This is a genomic window from Nocardioides alkalitolerans DSM 16699 (assembly GCF_000426525.1).
Classification (GTDB): Bacteria; Actinomycetota; Actinomycetes; order Propionibacteriales; family Nocardioidaceae; genus Nocardioides; species Nocardioides alkalitolerans.
Genome location: NZ_KE384533.1, coordinates 569,393 through 585,685, shown reverse-complemented (window position 1 = coordinate 585,685; position 16,293 = coordinate 569,393). Strand labels below are relative to the sequence as shown.

Sequence of the window (16,293 nt, the reverse complement as noted above, 5' to 3'; positions counted from 1 at the left end):
CACCACGCCGTGAGCGGGAGCGACGCCGCCCCCAGCCGGGACGACCGCGGCGTCGCCCTGCTCAGCGAGGGGCTCGGGGGATCCGCCGGTCATCACGGCCGCACCCGGTGGTGGAGCCCGCTCCTCGTCGCGGCGGTGCTGGCCGGCCTCGCGGTGCTGGCCGGGCTGCTGGCACGCCACGGCTGCCCCGACCCCGACACCTGGACCGACGTGGACGCCTCGGCCTCGGCGCCCTGCTTCTCGTCACTGCCCGCGTCGTACGTCGGCAGCGGCGGCGCGGAGGGGCTGTGGCCGTACGGGGACGCCTTCGGCGGCGAGGACGACGCAGGCACCCGGTACGACGTCGGGCCCGGCCACGCGCTGGCCGGGGCGACGTACCTCCGCGCCGGGCTGGCGGACCTCGTGGCCCCGCACGACGCCGCCACCCTGGACGCCCGCGCCCTGCGGCCCGTCGGCGACCTCCCGACCGAGGACGGTGTCGCGGGCGAGGCGCGCTCCCTGCTGGTGGTCACGGCCGCCGTCGTGGGCGCCGCGGCGCTCGCGCTCGTCGTCGCGGTCGCCCGCCACCGCCGTCGGCGGCCCTGGGACGGCGCGCTCGTGGCGGTGGCGCCGGTGCTCCTGATCGGTGCGCTCGTCGACGTGGCCCTCGTGGGCGTCGCCCTCGCCGTCGGCGGCCTGCTCGCCTGCCGGCGTGGTCGGTCGGTGGTCGGCGGCCTGATGCTCGGTGCGGCGACCACCCTGGCGTGGAGCCCCTGGCTCGTCGTGCTCGCCGTGCTGCTGAGCGCCGTGACCGGTGACCGCTCCCGCCTGCTGCCGGCCGCGCAGACGGGCCTCGTCGCCGTCACCACCTGGCTCGTGGTGAGCCTCCCGGCGATCGTCACGGGGCCGAGCCGGTGGCGTGCCGGCTGGGCCGCCGCGCTCGACGCCGACGCCCGGCCGGGCTCGCTGAGGTACGTGGTCGAGCAGGCGACGGGCGGGCTCCCGTCGTACGCGGCCGTCGCGCTCGTCGTGCTGGTGCTGTGGGCGGGCGCGATGCTCGCGCTGGTGCGTCTCGCGCCGCGTCCGCCGCGCACCGAGCAGGTGGCCCTGCTGCTCGTGGCGGTCGGGGTGGTGCTGCTCGGGTCCGGTCCGGAGCACGCGCTCCTGCTGCTGCCGCTCGCGGTGCTCGCGCGCCCCCGCCTCGGGGCCCTCGCGCTGTGGCAGACCACCGAGGTCGTCGCCGCGCTCGTCGTGTGGTGGACGGTCGCGGGCTACCTGCGGTCGGGGTCCGAGGACGTCGAGGGACCCCTGGTCGTCGTCACGCTCGTGCGGCTCGCGGCGATCGTCGCCCTCGTCGCCCTCGTGGTGCGGGAGGTGGCGATGCCGTCGTTCGACCCCGTACGGCGCGACGCGCTCGACGACCCCGGGTACGGGGCGTACGGGCCGCCGCCGGTGCGGCCGGTGCCGCCGGCGTCAGCCGCGCAGGGTCAGGAGACGACGACGCGGTCGAACGACGTGGCCGTGTAGCGCACCCGCACGTCGACGGTGTCGCCGACGGCCGGCACCCGCGACCCGCTGGGCACGAAGAGCATCGACGCCTGCATGTGGGGCGGCTCGGCGAAGAGACGCTGCTTGCCGTCGATGGAGAACGGCGAGCGCACGAAGCCGACCGCGTCCATGCCGCCGCGGGCGATCGTGGCGGCGCGGGCCTTCATCGAGAGGTCGCCGCTGGGGGCCTCGAGGCCGATGCCGTGGGCCGTGCCGCCCGAGACGACCAGGATGGTGCCGGCCTTCGGCGATGAGCGTCCCCGGTAGCCGAACACGTCGCCGCGCTCGACCGGGTGGGTGTCGAGCACGTGGGCCGCGACCGTGAACGCGCCCCGGTCGCCGAGCCAGAGGCTCGTGCCGACGCGGGGCCGGAAGGTGTAGTCGGGGTACGACGCCCCCAGCTGGGCGAGCTCGTCGTCCTTGAGGTGGCTGACCCAGACGGTCGTCGAGGTGAGGCCGGCGGCGACGACGTCGGTCATGAGCCGCTGCACCTGGCCCACGTGGGAGCCCTGCGCGAGCGGCAGGTGGAGCGCGACGCCCGCGAGCTGCGAGGCCAGGCCGCCGCGCTCGGCGAGCAGCGCGCCCGCCTCCCGGAGCTCGCGCGCGGCCATGCCGTGGCGCAGCATCGAGGTCGTGCGCTCGAGCACGAAGCGCGCGCCCGGGTCGCGGGCCAGCAGGGCGGAGAGGTCCTCGACCCGGCTGACGGTGTGGATGACGCGGCGCGACAGGGGGCTGCCGGGGGCCAGCTCGAGGGCGGCGCCGAACGGGCGCCACGGGGTGAGCACGAGCAGCGAGCCGTCGAAGCGGTTCGCGACCTCGCCCAGCTCGTCGTACGTGCCCACGGCCAGCGTGTCGACGCCCAGCCAGGTGGCCTTGCGGGCCAGCCGGCCGAGCGAGAGGCCGTAGCCGTTGCCCTTGGCGACGGGCACGACACCGGGGTGGCGCGCCACGACGCCCTGCAGGTGGGCCCGCCAGCGCGGACCGTCGACGGTGAGGACCAGGCTCATCTCGTGTCTCCCCTCAGCCCCGGCGGGCCATGTAGAGGTCGAACGCCCGCGCGAGGAGCTTGTTGACCGGCAGGTCCCACTCTCCGGCGTACTCGACCGCTTCGCCACCCGTGCCGACCTTGAACTGGATCAGACCCACGTGGGAGTCGCCGGCGTCGAGCGTCTCGGTGATGCCGCGGAGGTCGTAGACGTCGCAGCCGGCGGCGAGGGCGGCGCGGATCATCGTCCACTGCACCGCGTTCGAGCCGCGCACCTCGCGCTTCTCGGTGGAGGAGGCGCCGTAGGAGTACCAGTAGTGGCCGCCCACGTGGATCGCGATCGTCGCCGCGACCAGGTCGCCCTCGTGGCGGGCGAGGAACAGCGTGAACCGCTCGGGGGCCTCGGCGCTCAGGGCGTCGCGCATCGTGCGGAAGTAGGAGAGCGGGCGCGGCGTGAAGTGGTCGCGCTCGGCGGTGTGCACGTAGAGCTCGTGGAACGCGGCCAGCGCCTCGTCGTCACCGGGGGCGGCCGCCGTGACCTCGACCCCGGACTTGGCGGCCTTCTTGATGTTGCGGCGCCACAGCTGGTTCATGCCCGCCAGCACCTGCTCCTCGGTGCGGGGCTCGCCGTCGGCGTCGCGCAGCGGGATCTGGAAGTTGAACGCGGGCTGACCGGCGCTGAAGCCGCCCTCGGCCTCGAGCTTGCGCCAGCCCAGCTCGTGGAGCTGGGAGACGACGGCCGCGCCCGCGGCGGACCGCTCGGTGGGCGGCAGCTGGCCGAGGCGGGCGACCGACTCGTCGGCGATGCCCTCCTTGATCGAGGCGGCACCCCACCGGCCGAGCACGACGGGCGGGCCGATGCGGATGCCGAAGGCGCCCTTCTTCTTCAGGTGGGCCGTCATCGGCGCCAGCCAGGCGGCCAGGTCGCCGTCGTCGTACGTGATCGTCGGGCCCTCGGGGAGGTAGGCCAGGTAGCGCTTGAGCCTCGGCACCTGGCGGTAGAGCACCAGCGCCGCACCGACCACCTCGTCGCCGTCGAACCAGCCGATCGACTCGTGGCGCCACTCCGCCTTCACCGCACCCCACGCGGGCGTCTGCAGGAAGCTCGCGGAGCGCCGGTCGGCCAGGAAGGCCCGGTGCTGCTCGGGGGTGAGGGTGCGGACGGCGAGCCGGGTCCGGGCATCCGTGCGGGGGGCTGCGGGGGGCGTCGTCGTCACGGGAGCGAGGCTACAAGGGCGGGGGACGGGCCACCGACCGGTGGGGCAGCGCCCCCGGCGCCGGGCACGAGGATCGGGGATCCGAGCGTTCCCCCGCGGCGCTCGAACCCCCGACGGGGCTGGTGATGCCCCGCCGGGTGGAGGGCCAAACCTCCGGACCGCACGGAGTGCCCGGACATCGTGTCCGCCGGGTGTCTGCCGGGTGTCCGACCGGTCGTCGGCCGGAGACCGGGGCTCAGAGCCGCTCGCGCAGCCAGGCGAAGTCGGCGACGTGCTCGTCGGCCCCGCCGGGCGTCTCGCAGATGACCGGGGCGCCCGCGTCGCGGATGACGGCGGCCAGCAGGTCGGGGTCGATGCGGCCCGCGCCGAAGTTGGCGTGGCGGTCGGCGCCGGAGTCGAAGTCGTCGCGCGAGTCGTTGGCGTGCACCAGGTCGATGCGGCCCGTGATGGCGCGCACGTCGTCGACCACCGTGGTCAGGTCGTTGCCGCCCGCGTGGGCGTGGCAGGTGTCGAGGCAGAAGCCCACCCGGTCGGCACCCTCGGCCGACCCGATCGCCGCCCAGACGCCCGAGATGCGCTCGAGGTAGCGCGTCATCGCGTTCTCGCCGCCCGCGGTGTTCTCGATGAGCAGCGGCACCTTGAGGTCGGTCGCCTCGACGGCCTTGCGCCAGTTGTCGAACCCCTTCGCGGGGTCGTCGGCCTTGTTGACGTGGCCGCCGTGCACGATCAGGCCGAGCGCGCCGATCTCGGCGGCCGCGTCGACGTGCTGCTGGAGCAGCTTGCGGCTGGGGATGCGGATCCGGTTGTTCGTCGTCGCCACGTTCACGATGTAGGGCGCGTGCACGTAGATCCCGACCCCGGCCGCGGTGGCCGCGTCGCGCAGGGCGGCGGCCCCGCCGGCGTACCGCACCTCGGGGCCCTTGTAGCTCTGCGGGTCGCCCAGGAACATCTGCACGACGGGCGCGTCGCGGGCCTGCGCCTCGGCGATCGGGTCGGTCTGGTCGACGTGGGCGCCGATGGCGAGCTCGGAGGTCATGGGCTCATCGTAGGAACGCCGTCCGACAGCGCGCGCTCCAGCAGGGCGCGGTCGCAGTTGCCGCCGGTGTGCACGACCGCGACGTTGCGTCCCGCCGCGCGGTCGGCGTCGGCGAGCAGCCCGGCGAGCGCGAGCGACCCCGCCGGCTCGGCGAGGTTGTGCGTGGTGCGGAACATCAGCGCCATCGCCTCGGCGGCCTGGGTCTCGCTCACCCGAACGATGCGGGCCGCGCCCCCGCGGATGATGCCGAACGCGTGCGGGTCGGGCGTGCGGCACGCGACCCCGTCGACGAACGTGTCGGCCGTCGGGGTGGTGACGACCTCGCCCGCCTCGAACGAGCGCGCGTAGGCGTCCGCGCCCTCCGCCACCACGCCCACGACCTCGCACCGCAGGCCGAGCAGGTCGCGCACGAGGATGTTCGCGGCGATCCCGCTGCCCATCCCCACGGGCACGTAGACGGTCTCGAGGCCCGGCACCTGCTCGTGCAGCTCCAGCGCGTACGACGCCACCCCGGCCACCAGCCACGGGTGGAAGGCCGGCACGGGCGTCAGGCCCTCCTCGCGCGCCAGGACGGCGGCGTGCTGCCGCGCCTCCTCGAAGTCGTCGCCGTGCACGACCAGCCGGGCGCCCCAGCCCTCCATCGCCGCGTTCTTGTCGGGGCTGTTGCCCTCCGGCACCACGATCGTCACCGGCAGGCCGAAGGCGCGCGCGGCGTACGCCAGGCTCTGGCCGTGGTTGCCGCGCGTGGCCGAGACGATGCCGGCCGGCCGCCAGTCGGGGGCCGACATCAGCCGCGCGAGGTGGTTCAGCCCGCCGCGCACCTTGAACGCCCCGGTGGGCGTGTGGTTCTCGTGCTTGACCCAGGTCGGGGTGCCCGTGGCCTGCTCGAGCAGCGGCCAGCGGTACGTCGGGGTGGGCGGCATCGCGGCGGCCACGTGGGCCCGGGCCGCGAGCAGCACGTCGAGGGTGAGGCCCAGCGGCGGCGTGCGCGTGGGCGCGGCCGGAGGCGTCGCGACGGGGGCAGCCGCGACCGGGGAGACCGGGGGGACGGGCGGGGCCTGGGGTGCGGGGGGTCCGGCGTACGAGGCCCGCGCGCTGGGGTGGGAGGCCTGGACCGTGCGGCCGTGCAGCGTGAGGAGCCCGGTCGACGCGCGGATCTGCTCGAGCGTGAGCGGCACGTCCTCCGGGTCGGCCTGGCCGGTGCGCAGGTGCTCGGCGAACTCCTGCAGCATCGCCAGGCGGGCGATCGCCGCCGGGTTGCCGAGACGCACGCGGCGGGCCTCGTGCACGGCGGTGAACATCGGTCCGGACACGCCGATGATGCGGGCGACGTCGCCCGGGCCGAGGCCCATGGTCACGGCGACGCTCTGCGTGATGGCGTCGAGGGTCGCGCCGTACAGCTCGACCTGGCGCGCCCGGCGCTCCTCGGGCGTCGACCCGCCCGGGCCGGAGGCGTCGGAGCCGAACGAGCCCTCGGAGCGGCCGGGCGGCGGGAGCGGGGGCAGGGAGGCCATGACGTCCAGGGTAGGCGTGGCGTGCGGCACCCGGCTCGACACGGCGGGCCACGGCTGGACACGGTCGGGGCCCGCACGCGAGCATCGGCGTCCATGGGGGACGTACGCACCAGGCTCGGGGGACGGGTCGCCGTCGGAGTGGTCGCTGCCCTGATGGTGGGCGTCGGGGTGGCCCCGGCCGCGCACGCCGCCGCCGTGGCGCCGCTGCTCGGCGACGAGACGGTCGTCGGCGGCCAGCGCATCCAGGCCGCGACGGTGCTCGAGACCGGGCTCTACCTCACCGAGCGGGTCGACACCGACGCCTACTTCCGCGTCGACCGCACCGTCCCCGGCAGCACGATCTGGGTCGCCGTCTCCGTGGTCGAGGACCAGCCGACCTTCGACAGCTTCGTCCCGGCGATGCTGGCCGAGGGCAACCACGCCGACGACTGCGGCTCCTTCGACAGCAAGGCCCTGCGCGCGGGCGGCGAGAGCTCGTTCCGCACCGGCTCGTTGAGCACCCGCCAGGTCGACCGCACGGACCCCACCTCGGCCGAGGCCGTCCAGGCCTGCACCGAGGCCGAGTACGTCGTGGTCAAGCTGCCCGCCCGGGGCCGTGAGCCCGAGATGCCGGCGGGCACCCCCGTGCAGCTGCTCGTCTGGGAGGAGGCGCCCGTCGTCGACGCCGCCGACCTCCCCGCGCCGCAGCGACCGTCGTGGGACGGCCCGCGCGTCGCGGACGAGCGCACCGAGGTCGTGGCGGGCACGTCGTCGGCCGACGCCCCCGTGCTCGAGGACGGCTCCTACGTGGTCACCGTGCCCCCGCTCGACAACGCGATCGTCGGTATCCGGCTCGACTGGGGCCAGCACGCGGAGATCGCCGCGCGCCCCGTCGAGGCGATCGGCGGCGGGCTCGAGGTGGGCGCCCAGTGGCACATGCCGCTCGGCAGCCACTACCCGGAGTACGGCGACTCCGACAACCAGCGGCTCTACCCGGAGATGGACGCCCTCGACGTCACGAGCCGCCAGGGCGTGGAGTGGATGAGCCCGACCGTCGCCTACCGCGACCTCGAGACGGCCCCGTACGGCGCCGCGGCCGCCCCCGGGGTCTACCTCCTCGAGCTGGACGGCCAGCAGCGCGACGGGGTCCAGCTCGAGCTCGACGTGCAGGCGGCCGGCGAGGTGAGCGGTGCCCCGACGTACGACGAGGCGGGCGCCGACCTCGCCCCGATGCCCGAGATCACCGCGGACCAGGAGGAGGCCGGGGACGTCGGCGGGGGGACGGGCGACGACGCCGCGGAGCCCGTCGACTCCCGGCCGTGGGCCGCGATCCTGGGCCTCTTCATGGGCGCCGGTGTGTTCACCGTCGCCGGCGTGGTCTCCTGGGGTCGCGCACGGCCGACCGGTCGCGCACGCTGACGCGGAGGTACGACGTGGACGGACCGCACCTGGCCCTGCTGCTCCCGGCGGCCACGCCGCCGTGGGGCGCCGTGTTCACGCTCGTCGGCGCCGCGGCCCTGCTGGTCGTGCTGGGCTTCGTGCTCCTGCTGCGCTCGCGCCGCTAGCCGTCAGCCGAGGGCGAGCCACAGCGCGGCCGCGCAGCACAGGATGGCCGCCACGAAGCACGCGAGCGACGCCATCCGCCAGAGGGTGGGGTCGCCGGTGCGTGCGGCGGACGCCCCCGCCATCGTCGGCACCTGCGAGGCGCGGGGGCCCCACGCGTCGGCGGGGTCGGGCGTACGGCGGGGCGGGGCACCCTGGGGACCCTGCACGGGGCGCTGCCCCGGACCCTGGGCCGGACCCTGGGCCGGACCGGCGGCCACGCCCGAGCGGGCGTCGGAGCCGGGGAACGAGCCGGCGCCGGAACCCGGGTCGGGCGGCGGCGCGACCTGGCCGAGCTGGTCGAAGACCTCGGGCGGCTCGGGCAGCGAGCGCCACGGCGCACCCGGGGGGACGCCCACCGACCCGCGCAGGTAGCCGAGCGCGTCGGCGGCCGTCGGCGGACGCTTCGCGGGGTCGGGGTCGATCAACGAGGTGATCAGCGGCTTCAGGCGACCCTCGGGCACGCCGTCGTGCTGGCGCGGGGGCAGGCCGGTGAGCAGCTGGACGGCGACGACGCCCGCGGCGTACAGGTCCTGGCGGGGGTCCGGCGGCGCGCCCTCGGACTGCTCCGGGGCCATGTAGCCGTCGGTGCCGATGGCGCCGGGGAAGCGGGTGAGCCGGACGTCCTCGACGAGGGCGGCGACGCCGAAGTCGCCGAGCCGCACGTGCGGGCGGCCGGTGCCGGTGGCCTCCATGAGGAGGTTGGCGGGCTTCACGTCGCGGTGCACGACGCCGGCCGCGTGCACGGCCTCAAGGGCCTGCAAGGTCTGGTCGAGCACCACGGTGACGTAGGACTCCGGGAGGGGGCCGTGGTCGCCGAGCAGCGTGGCGACGGAGCCGCCGCGGACGAGGTCCATGGTGAAGACGACGAGGTTGTCCTCCGCGGCCCAGCCGCTGGGCGCCACGACGTGCGGGTGGGCGATGCGCACCGACTGCTCCCGCACGAAGCGCAGCAGCAGGCTGGAGTCGTGCTGGCCGAGCACCTTGGCGGCCACGAAGGTGCGGTTGCGCAGGTCCCAGGCCCGCCAGACGGAGCCCATGCCGCCGGCGCCGATCTGGTCGGTCAGCACGTAGCGGCCCGCGAGCGGCGGGTTCGCCCCGGCGCCCGGCACTGGAGGATTCGGCGGTGTCGTCATCGCGGCACCACCCTAGTCACGCCCGCGCGTCCGTGGGGTCCGCCGTCGCGGATGTTCCACGTGGAACCAACCGGCCGTCGCGGGATTTCAGCGGGGTCGACGCGGCTGCTAGCCTCAAGGGTCTTTTGCCGCCCCCACCGACGGGGGTCGCAGGGACACACCCACCGCGACGTGCGCCGTACAGGTCTGCGTGGCGGACGGGTGAACGCAAGCCCTCCTGCCACGGAGAGACCGTGGTCGCCTAGTCCAGAGGAGGTGGAGACCGCTATGCGTGCCTACGAAGTGATGGTCATCCTCGACCCGAGCCTCGAGGAGCGGACGGTTGCCCCGTCGCTCGACAAGTACCTCAACGTCATCCGCAACGACGGTGGCACCGTCGAGAACGTCGACGTCTGGGGACGTCGCCGGCTCTCGTACGAGATCAAGAAGCACGCCGAAGGCATCTACGCCGTCGTCAACCTGCAGGCCGAGCCTGCGACGGTGAAGGAGTTCGACCGCCAGCTCACGCTGAACGAGTCGATCCTCCGCACCAAGGTCATCCGCCCCGACATCCGCTGATCCCGCTCGTCCACGGCTGAGCGCCCCGCGCGCCCCACTGTGGACAACGGGCTGTCCGTTGTCGGCGCCACAGGCGACGATGGGCGGACGCCCGGCGAGATCTGGGCAGACGACTTTTCGCACTCAAGGAGAGCCACATGGCAGGCGAGACCCTCATCACCGTGGTCGGCAACCTCGTCGACGACCCGGAGCTGCGCTTCACCCCCTCGGGGGCGGCCGTGGCGAACTTCCGGATCGCGTCGACGCCGCGCACCTTCAACCGCCAGACGAACGACTGGGAGGACGGCGAAGCGCTGTTCCTCTCCTGCTCGGTGTGGCGGCAGGCGGCGGAGAACGTCGCCGAGTCGCTCCAGCGAGGCATGCGCGTCGTGGTGCAGGGCCGGCTCAAGGCCCGCACCTACGACACGCGTGAGGGCGAGAAGCGCACCGTCTTCGAGATCGAGGTCGAAGAGGTGGGCCCGTCCCTGAAGTTCGCGACGGCCAAGGTCGCCCGCGCCAGCCGCTCCGGCGGTGGCGGTGGTGGCGGTGGCTACAACGGTGGCGGCGGCAACGGCGGGGGCGGTGGCGGCGGTGGTTTCGACCAGGGCGGTCAGTCCGGCCCGTCGCGGTCGTCCTCGCCGCAGGCCGACGACCCGTGGGCCTCGCCCCCGCCCGCCCAGGGCGGCGGCGGTGCACGCGGTGGCGGCCAGGCCGACCCGTGGGGAGCCCCCGGTGTCGGTGGCAGCGAAGAGCCCCCGTTCTGACCTGCTCCGCCCGACCTGCACGACCGAGCGCGACGTCTGTCCCGGCCCCCGCGAGGGGTGTCAGGGCCTGATCATCGCGGCCGCGAGGCCGCACCAGCACCATCCCCCACCATTCCGGCTCCGGCCGGGCTCTTAGTAAGGAGAGCACCACAATGGCGAAGCCAGTACTCCGCAAGCCGAAGAAGAAGCAGAACCCGCTGAAGGCCGCGGGCGTCACCGAGATCGACTACAAGGACACGGTCCTGCTCCGCAAGTTCATCTCCGACCGGGGCAAGATCCGTGCCCGCCGGGTCACGGGTGTCACTGTCCAGGAGCAGCGCAAGATCGCCCTCGCGATCAAGAACGCCCGCGAGGTCGCTCTGCTGCCGTACTCCTCGTCCGGTCGCTGAGAAGGAGCCAGGACATGAAGCTGATCCTCACCCAGGAGGTCGACGGTCTCGGTGCCCCCGGTGACGTCGTCGATGTGAAGCCCGGCTACGGCCGGAACTACCTCGTGCCCCGCGGTGTCGCCATCGCGTGGACCCGAGGTGGTCAGAAGACGATCGAGTCGATCAAGGCCGCTCGTTCCGCTCGTGCCGTGCGCGACCAGTCGCACGCCGAGGAGATCAAGGGCAAGCTCGAGGGCCAGACGGTCGACCTGAAGGTCCGCTCGGGCCAGGGCGGTCGCCTCTTCGGCGCCGTCACGGTCGCCGAGATCGCCGACGCCATCAAGGGCGCCACCGGCGAGGCCGTCGACAAGCGCACGATCGTGGTCACCAACCCGATCAAGTCGCTCGGCGCCCACAAGGTCGCCGTGAAGCTGCACGACGACGTCTCGGCCGCTGTCGCGGTCAACGTCGTCGCCAGCTGACGACGCACGCACCGCACCGACGGGCCGTCCCTCCTCACGGAGGGGCGGCCCGTTCGTCGTTCCCCGGGGGTCGCCGGGGCGTGCCGGTCGCGGGTCAGTCGGTGGTGGCGGTGCGGGCGGCAGGCGTCGCGCCGGTGACCATCCAGACGTCGCGGCGCGCGCGTCGTACGAGCACCACCCCCCGGGCCCCCATGAACACGAACACCATCGCGGCCCAGACGGCCACGAGGTGGGGCAGCAGCAGGCCGATCGCCAGCACCACGGGGGCGAAGACGACGAGCGTGACGACGCCGCCCCACGCGAGGTAGCGGCCGTCGCCGGCGCCGATGAGCACGCCGTCGAGCACGAACACCACCCCGGCCAGCGGCTGGCCGAGCGCCACGACGAGCAGCACGGGCACGAGCAGGTCGCGCACGGCGTCGTCGGGCGTGAAGAGTGCTCCGACGAACGGACTCACCGCCGCCAGCAGCAGCCCGGTCACGACCCCGCTGCCGATGCCCCACTGCACCATCCGGCGGGTGGTCTCGCGTGTGCCCTCGAGGTCGCCCGCCCCCAGTGAGCGTCCCGTCAGCGCCTGCGCGGCGATGGCGATGGCGTCGAGCACGAAGGCGAGGAAGCTCCACAACGTGAGGGCCAGCTGGTGGGTGGCGAGGGTGACCTCGCTGTCGACGATGGAGCCGTCCTGCGCGGCGAGGGTCGCGGCGTACGTCGTCACCAGCATGGCCGCGCGCAGGGTCAGGGTCCGCACGACGAGCGGCACGCCGGAGCGCCCGGCCGCCCGGATGCCGGGGAGGTCCGGTCGCAGCGACGCGCCGTGCCGGCGGGCACCCCGCGCGACGACCGCCACGAGGACCGCGGCGGAGGCGAGCTGGGCGATCACGGAGCCCAGGGCCGAGCCGGCGATGCCCATCGCGGGGACGGGCCCGGCGCCGTACACGAGGAGGAAGTTCAGCGCGATGTTGAGCGCGTTGCCGAGCACGGCGACGACGAGCGGGGTGCGGACGTCCTGCAGGCCGCGGAGCACGCCCGTGGCGGCGAGCATGACGAGCAGCGGGATGGTGCCGAACAGGGCGGTCCGCAGGTACGTCGCGGCGTGCTCCGTGACGGTGTCCCCCGCGCCGAAGACGCCGACGAGGGGATCGGTGAACGCCACCCCCATCGTCGTGACGACCGCTCCGATGACCACGGCCAGCCAGATGCCGTCGATGCCCTGGGCGAGCGCGGAGCGCAGGTCGCCCGCACCGAGGTGGCGGGCGACGGCGGCGGTGGTGCCGTACGCGAGGAACACGCAGACCCCGACGAGGGTCTGGAGCACGACGGCCGCGATGCCGAGACCGGCGAGCTCGGCGGTGCCGAGGTGGCCGATGATCGCGGCGTCGGAGAGCAGGAAGAGCGGCTCGGCGACCAGCGCCAGGAAGGCGGGCACGGCGAGCCGGAGGATCTCGCGGTCACGGCGTCCGAGCACCGGGCGAGTGTAGGTCGCCGGCGCTCCTGCGACGCCCGGGGCCGGGGTCGCCAGCGGTCGGGGTCGCTAGCGGTTGGGGCGGAAGCGTCGCCGGGGCAGTTCGGACAGCCGGGCATAGTCCGAACGGACTACTTGTCATGACACTTGCGACGGTTCGCGTGACACGAATCAGGGCCTGTGTGTAAAGGGGGTCTTCCTGTGCATAGCCGACCTGGGCAAGTGGGCCGGGACACTTGTCGACAATGGTGCGGGTCCACCGCTGAATCCACAGGCGATTACTTTTCCTCCACACGGCGACGTTTCCGTTTGCGCAGGTCAGCGAGCCATGACGGCGTTGTGGCGGCAATTCCCACAGACTTGTCCCCAGGTGGGGGAGAGCTGCATGGCGCGTCGTCCACGGACATCGGGCAGTTATCCACAGGGCCTGTGGATAGGCCCCTATCGCCGGACCCCTCCGGGCACGTACGTTCGCCGCTCGCGCGGGCCCGGGGACGGGGCCGCGCGGCTCCGTCCGGCCGTTGTCGGTGGAGGCCTCTAGCGTCCGTGGGACGGCACGCCGGAGCAGTGTCATCGAGGGGAAGGTGCAACCGACCGTGAGCGTCACGCACACCGATCGTCGGTTCGACGAGCCGCCCCCGGAGCAGTGGGGCGACGGACCGTCGTCGTTCGAGCCCGGCGGCCAGCAGCAGTCGCGCGGCAACGACCGCACCCCTCCGCAGGACAACGCGGCCGAGCAGAGCGTGCTCGGCTCGATGCTGCTGAGCAAGGACGCGATCGCCGACGTCGTCGAGACGATCCGTGGCGTCGACTTCTACCGCCCGGCGCACGAGGCGGTGTTCGACGCGATCATCGACCTCTACGGTCGCGGCGAGCCGGCCGACCCCGTCACGGTGTCCGCCGAGCTCGCGCGCCAGGGCGAGCTGCAGCGGGTCGGCGGTGCGCCGTACCTCCACACGCTGTCGGCCAACGTGCCGATCGCGGCCAACGCCGGCTACTACGCGGAGATCGTGCGCGAGAAGGCGATCCTGCGTCGCCTCGTCGACGCCGGCACCAAGATCGTGCAGATCGGGTACGCCGGGGAGGGCCAGGTCGACGACGTGGTCGACCAGGCGCAGGCCGAGGTCTTCAAGATCACGGAGAAGCGCTCGAGCGAGGACTACGCGCCGCTGAGCGACATCATGGAGGGCGTCCTCGACGAGATCGAGGCCATCGGCAACCGTGACGGCGGCATCTACGGCGTGCCGACCGGGTTCGCCGACCTCGACGAGCTCACCAACGGCTTCCACGCCGGCCAGATGATCATCGTGGCGGCCCGACCCGCGATGGGTAAGGCCCTCGCTCTCGACACCCCGCTGCCCACGCCGTCCGGCTGGACGACGATGGGTGAGGTGCGGGTCGGCGACGAGCTGTACGACGCGAGCGGGCGCCCGACGAAGGTCGTGGCCGCCACCGACGTCATGGTCGACCGCCCGTGCTTCGAGGTCGAGTTCTCCGACGGCACGACGATCGTGGCCGACGCGGAGCACCAGTGGCTGACCGAGACGAGGGCCGCCCGCAAGTCCCGGTGGGCGGCGGAGAACCAGTACAACCGCTCGCGCCACCAGCGGATCTGCTCGTCGGTCGTGACCACCGAGCAGATCCTCGCCACGCTCCGGGTGGGCCAGGAGGGGCGCGTCAACCACGCAGTGCTGAACACGGAGCCTCTGGGCGGTCGGCCGCAGGACCTGCTCATCGATCCCTACGTCTTGGGCGTGTGGCTGGGAGACGGTCACGCGGCCGGCACCCGGATCACCTCGGAGACGCCGGAGATCCCCATGCTCGTCGAGGCCGCCGGATACACGGTGACGTCGCAGGGGAACATGCTCTACTCGATCCGGCTGACCGACGAGGGGCCCGCCGACGATGCGCCCCGGACAGCTTGCCCCGACTGCGGGAAGGGCGTCGCCGGGAGCCGACGGTGCCGGGAGTGCCGGCACGACCATGGCACCTTCACCGCCCTGCTGCGCAAGCTGGGGGTGCTGGGTGACAAGCACATCCCGGCCGCCTACCTGCGGGCGCCGGAGGAGGCACGTCGTGCCCTCCTGGCGGGTCTGCTCGACACCGACGGCACTGTCGTCCGCGGCGTGGGCTCGTGCCAGTTCGCCGTGACCGACGAGCGTCTGGCCGACGACGTGCACGAGCTGGTCGTCTCGCTCGGCTACCGGTGCGGGCGGACCAGCAGGAGGGTGAAGGGCCGGGACGAAGCCCGCTCGACGTGCCACATCCTCAACTTCTCGACCACCGACGACGTCTTCCGCCTCGAGCGGAAGCACCTCCTGCACAAGGAGGAGCGTCCGGCGTCGACCGTCCGCATCGGACGTCGCTACGTCGTCGACGTGCGCGCCGTCGACTCCGTGCCCGTGAGGTGCGTCCAGGTCGACAACGAGGAGCATCTCTACCTCGCCGGCCGGTCCATGGTCCCGACGCACAACTCGACGCTCGCCCTCGACTTCTGTCGGGCCGCGTCGATCCACAACAACATGGCCAGCGTGTTCTTCAGCCTCGAGATGAACCGCGCCGAGATCACGATGCGTCTGCTCTCGGCCGAGGCGCGGGTGCCGCTCAACCACATCCGCAACGGCCAGATGACCGACGACGACTGGGCCAAGCTGGCGCGCAAGATGGGCGAGGTCTCGAGCGCGCCCATGTTCATCGACGATTCGCCCAACATGACGATGATGGAGATCCGGGCGAAGGCGCGCCGCCTCAAGCAGAAGCACGACCTCAAGCTCATCGTGCTCGACTACATGCAGCTGATGAGCTCGGGCAAGAAGGTCGAGTCCCGCCAGCTCGAGGTCTCGGAGTTCTCCCGCCAGATCAAGCTGCTGGCCAAGGAGCTCGAGGTGCCGGTCATCGCGCTGTCGCAGCTCAACCGTGGCTCCGAGCAGCGGGCCGACAAGCGCCCCATGGTCTCCGACCTCCGTGAGTCCGGCTCGCTGGAGCAGGACGCCGACATGGTCATCCTGCTGCACCGCGACGACGTCTACGAGAAGGAGTCGACCCGCCCCGGCGAGGCCGACGTCATCATCGCCAAGCACCGCAACGGCCCCACCCGCGACATCATCGTGGCCTTCCAGGGTCACTACTCGCGGTTCGTCGACATGGCGCAGTAGGCGTCACCGGGTGAGCGCGACCAGGTCCGCGAGGTGGGCCAGCGAGCTGGCGAGGTGGTCGGGCGGGAACGGCGGGAACGCCAGGTAGGTGCGCGGCTCCGGCCCGACGGCGGACCAGTCGTACGTGAGCGTCACCTCGGTGCGCTCCGGTAAGAGCCGGCCCAGGTCGTAGCGCCAGACCCAGCCGCCGAAGGCCAGCTCGGAGGCACCCTCCGGGTAGTAGCCGGGCCGCCACGAGACGAGGTGCGGTGGGTCGAACGCCAGGACCTCGTTGGAGATCTCGTAGGTGCCGTCCGGGTGGTCGGGATGGAACATCCCCATCCGGAAGATCTGACCCGCGTGCGTCAGGGGTGCGTCGTCGCGGCTGCCCTGGACCCAGCCGGTGCCGTCGATCGCGGCGTGCCGGGCCGGGTCGGCCAGCACGGCGAAGACGGCGTCGGTCGAGGCCTCGATGGTGGTCGTCGCGCTGACGGTCTCGTCGCTCATGCGCGTGGAGACCGCCAGGGGGACCCGGACTCATCGGCGGTCG

General features: G+C 73.4%; 15 protein-coding genes. 8 read left to right on the top strand and 7 right to left on the bottom strand.

All coding sequences use genetic code 11. The features are described from left to right. Positions 1-9: 9 nt before the first annotated feature. Positions 10-1,506 carry a hypothetical protein gene (locus K329_RS0119615; protein ID WP_028474378.1) on the top strand — a complete coding sequence of 499 codons (1,497 nt, stop codon included), beginning with the start codon at positions 10-12 and terminating at the stop codon, positions 1,504-1,506. On the opposite strand, the gene K329_RS0119610 is transcribed toward K329_RS0119615, so the two are convergent. The 4 genes from K329_RS0119610 to K329_RS0119595 form a co-directional block, all read right to left on the bottom strand. After that, complete coding sequence (locus tag K329_RS0119610) at positions 1,467-2,534, bottom strand: alanine racemase (protein WP_028474377.1); 1,068 nt, start codon at positions 2,532-2,534, stop codon at positions 1,467-1,469. The genes K329_RS0119615 and K329_RS0119610 overlap by 40 nt on opposite strands. A 13-nt stretch (positions 2,535-2,547) precedes the next feature. Next, a complete protein-coding gene (locus tag K329_RS0119605) occupies positions 2,548-3,729 on the bottom strand; it encodes a lipid II:glycine glycyltransferase FemX (RefSeq protein ID WP_028474376.1) in 1,182 nt (393 codons plus the stop codon). Between the two features lie 235 nt (positions 3,730-3,964). Then, on the bottom strand, positions 3,965-4,765 hold the full coding sequence (locus tag K329_RS0119600; RefSeq protein ID WP_028474375.1) for a deoxyribonuclease IV: 801 nt from the start codon (positions 4,763-4,765) through the stop codon (positions 3,965-3,967). Then, the gene (locus tag K329_RS0119595; RefSeq protein ID WP_245596615.1) at positions 4,762-6,279 is read right to left on the bottom strand and encodes a threonine dehydratase; all 1,518 of its coding nucleotides are present in this window, start codon (positions 6,277-6,279) and stop codon (positions 4,762-4,764) included. Before K329_RS0119595 ends, K329_RS0119600 begins: the two co-directional genes overlap by 4 nt. 93 nt (positions 6,280-6,372) lie before the next feature. Here K329_RS0119595 and K329_RS0119590 point away from each other — a divergent pair, with 93 nt between their 5' ends. Beyond that, complete coding sequence (locus K329_RS0119590; RefSeq protein ID WP_157571840.1) at positions 6,373-7,677, top strand: hypothetical protein; 1,305 nt, start codon at positions 6,373-6,375, stop codon at positions 7,675-7,677. A 14-nt stretch (positions 7,678-7,691) separates the two neighbouring features. Next, positions 7,692-7,823 carry a hypothetical protein gene (locus K329_RS31995; RefSeq protein ID WP_281169831.1) on the top strand — a complete coding sequence of 44 codons (132 nt, stop codon included), beginning with the start codon at positions 7,692-7,694 and terminating at the stop codon, positions 7,821-7,823. Between the two features lie 3 nt (positions 7,824-7,826). On the opposite strand, the gene K329_RS28175 is transcribed toward K329_RS31995, so the two are convergent. Further along, positions 7,827-8,996 (bottom strand): serine/threonine-protein kinase, encoded by a 1,170-nt coding sequence (locus tag K329_RS28175; RefSeq protein ID WP_157571839.1) that lies wholly within the window; start codon positions 8,994-8,996, stop codon positions 7,827-7,829. A 267-nt stretch (positions 8,997-9,263) separates the two neighbouring features. Between K329_RS28175 and rpsF the strand changes: the two genes are divergently transcribed. The 4 genes from rpsF to rplI all read left to right on the top strand — a co-directional run bounded on the left by rpsF (position 9,264) and on the right by rplI (position 11,147). Beyond that, positions 9,264-9,554, top strand: a complete 291-nt coding sequence (gene rpsF, locus K329_RS0119575) for a 30S ribosomal protein S6 (protein WP_028474372.1) — start codon at positions 9,264-9,266, stop codon at positions 9,552-9,554. Positions 9,555-9,691: 137 nt separating this feature from the next. Further along, positions 9,692-10,297 carry a single-stranded DNA-binding protein gene (locus tag K329_RS0119570; RefSeq protein WP_028474371.1) on the top strand — a complete coding sequence of 202 codons (606 nt, stop codon included), beginning with the start codon at positions 9,692-9,694 and terminating at the stop codon, positions 10,295-10,297. 152 nt (positions 10,298-10,449) lie between these two features. After that, positions 10,450-10,686 carry a 30S ribosomal protein S18 gene (gene rpsR / locus K329_RS0119565; RefSeq protein ID WP_028474370.1) on the top strand — a complete coding sequence of 79 codons (237 nt, stop codon included), beginning with the start codon at positions 10,450-10,452 and terminating at the stop codon, positions 10,684-10,686. Between the two features lie 14 nt (positions 10,687-10,700). Beyond that, entirely contained in the window at positions 10,701-11,147 is a 447-nt protein-coding gene (rplI, locus tag K329_RS0119560) for a 50S ribosomal protein L9 (protein ID WP_028474369.1), read from the top strand. A 94-nt stretch (positions 11,148-11,241) separates the two neighbouring features. Here the strand turns inward: rplI and K329_RS0119555 are convergent, their stop codons facing one another. Next, positions 11,242-12,612: an MATE family efflux transporter gene (locus tag K329_RS0119555; protein ID WP_028474368.1), complete on the bottom strand. Its 1,371-nt coding sequence runs from the start codon at positions 12,610-12,612 to the stop codon at positions 11,242-11,244. A gap of 593 nt (positions 12,613-13,205) precedes the next feature. Between K329_RS0119555 and dnaB the strand changes: the two genes are divergently transcribed. After that, on the top strand, positions 13,206-15,764 hold the full coding sequence (gene dnaB / locus K329_RS0119550; RefSeq protein ID WP_028474367.1) for a replicative DNA helicase: 2,559 nt from the start codon (positions 13,206-13,208) through the stop codon (positions 15,762-15,764). A 3-nt stretch (positions 15,765-15,767) separates the two neighbouring features. Here dnaB and K329_RS0119545 read toward each other — a convergent pair whose 3' ends face one another. Next, positions 15,768-16,250 carry an SRPBCC family protein gene (locus K329_RS0119545; protein WP_028474366.1) on the bottom strand — a complete coding sequence of 161 codons (483 nt, stop codon included), beginning with the start codon at positions 16,248-16,250 and terminating at the stop codon, positions 15,768-15,770. Between the last annotated feature and the right edge of the window lie 43 nt (positions 16,251-16,293).

Coding starts and splice junctions, on each gene's coding strand:
- K329_RS0119610 (WP_028474377.1), bottom strand. CDS start 2,534: ATGAGCCTGGTCCTCACCGTCGACGGTCCGCGCTGGCGGGCCCACCTG.
- K329_RS0119600 (WP_028474375.1), bottom strand. CDS start 4,765: ATGACCTCCGAGCTCGCCATCGGCGCCCACGTCGACCAGACCGACCCG.
- K329_RS0119595 (WP_245596615.1), bottom strand. CDS start 6,279: ATGGCCTCCCTGCCCCCGCTCCCGCCGCCCGGCCGCTCCGAGGGCTCG.
- K329_RS0119590 (WP_157571840.1), top strand. CDS start 6,373: ATGGGGGACGTACGCACCAGGCTCGGGGGACGGGTCGCCGTCGGAGTG.
- K329_RS28175 (WP_157571839.1), bottom strand. CDS start 8,996: ATGACGACACCGCCGAATCCTCCAGTGCCGGGCGCCGGGGCGAACCCG.
- rpsF (WP_028474372.1), top strand. CDS start 9,264: ATGCGTGCCTACGAAGTGATGGTCATCCTCGACCCGAGCCTCGAGGAG.
- K329_RS0119570 (WP_028474371.1), top strand. CDS start 9,692: ATGGCAGGCGAGACCCTCATCACCGTGGTCGGCAACCTCGTCGACGAC.
- rpsR (WP_028474370.1), top strand. CDS start 10,450: ATGGCGAAGCCAGTACTCCGCAAGCCGAAGAAGAAGCAGAACCCGCTG.
- rplI (WP_028474369.1), top strand. CDS start 10,701: ATGAAGCTGATCCTCACCCAGGAGGTCGACGGTCTCGGTGCCCCCGGT.
- K329_RS0119545 (WP_028474366.1), bottom strand. CDS start 16,250: ATGAGCGACGAGACCGTCAGCGCGACGACCACCATCGAGGCCTCGACC.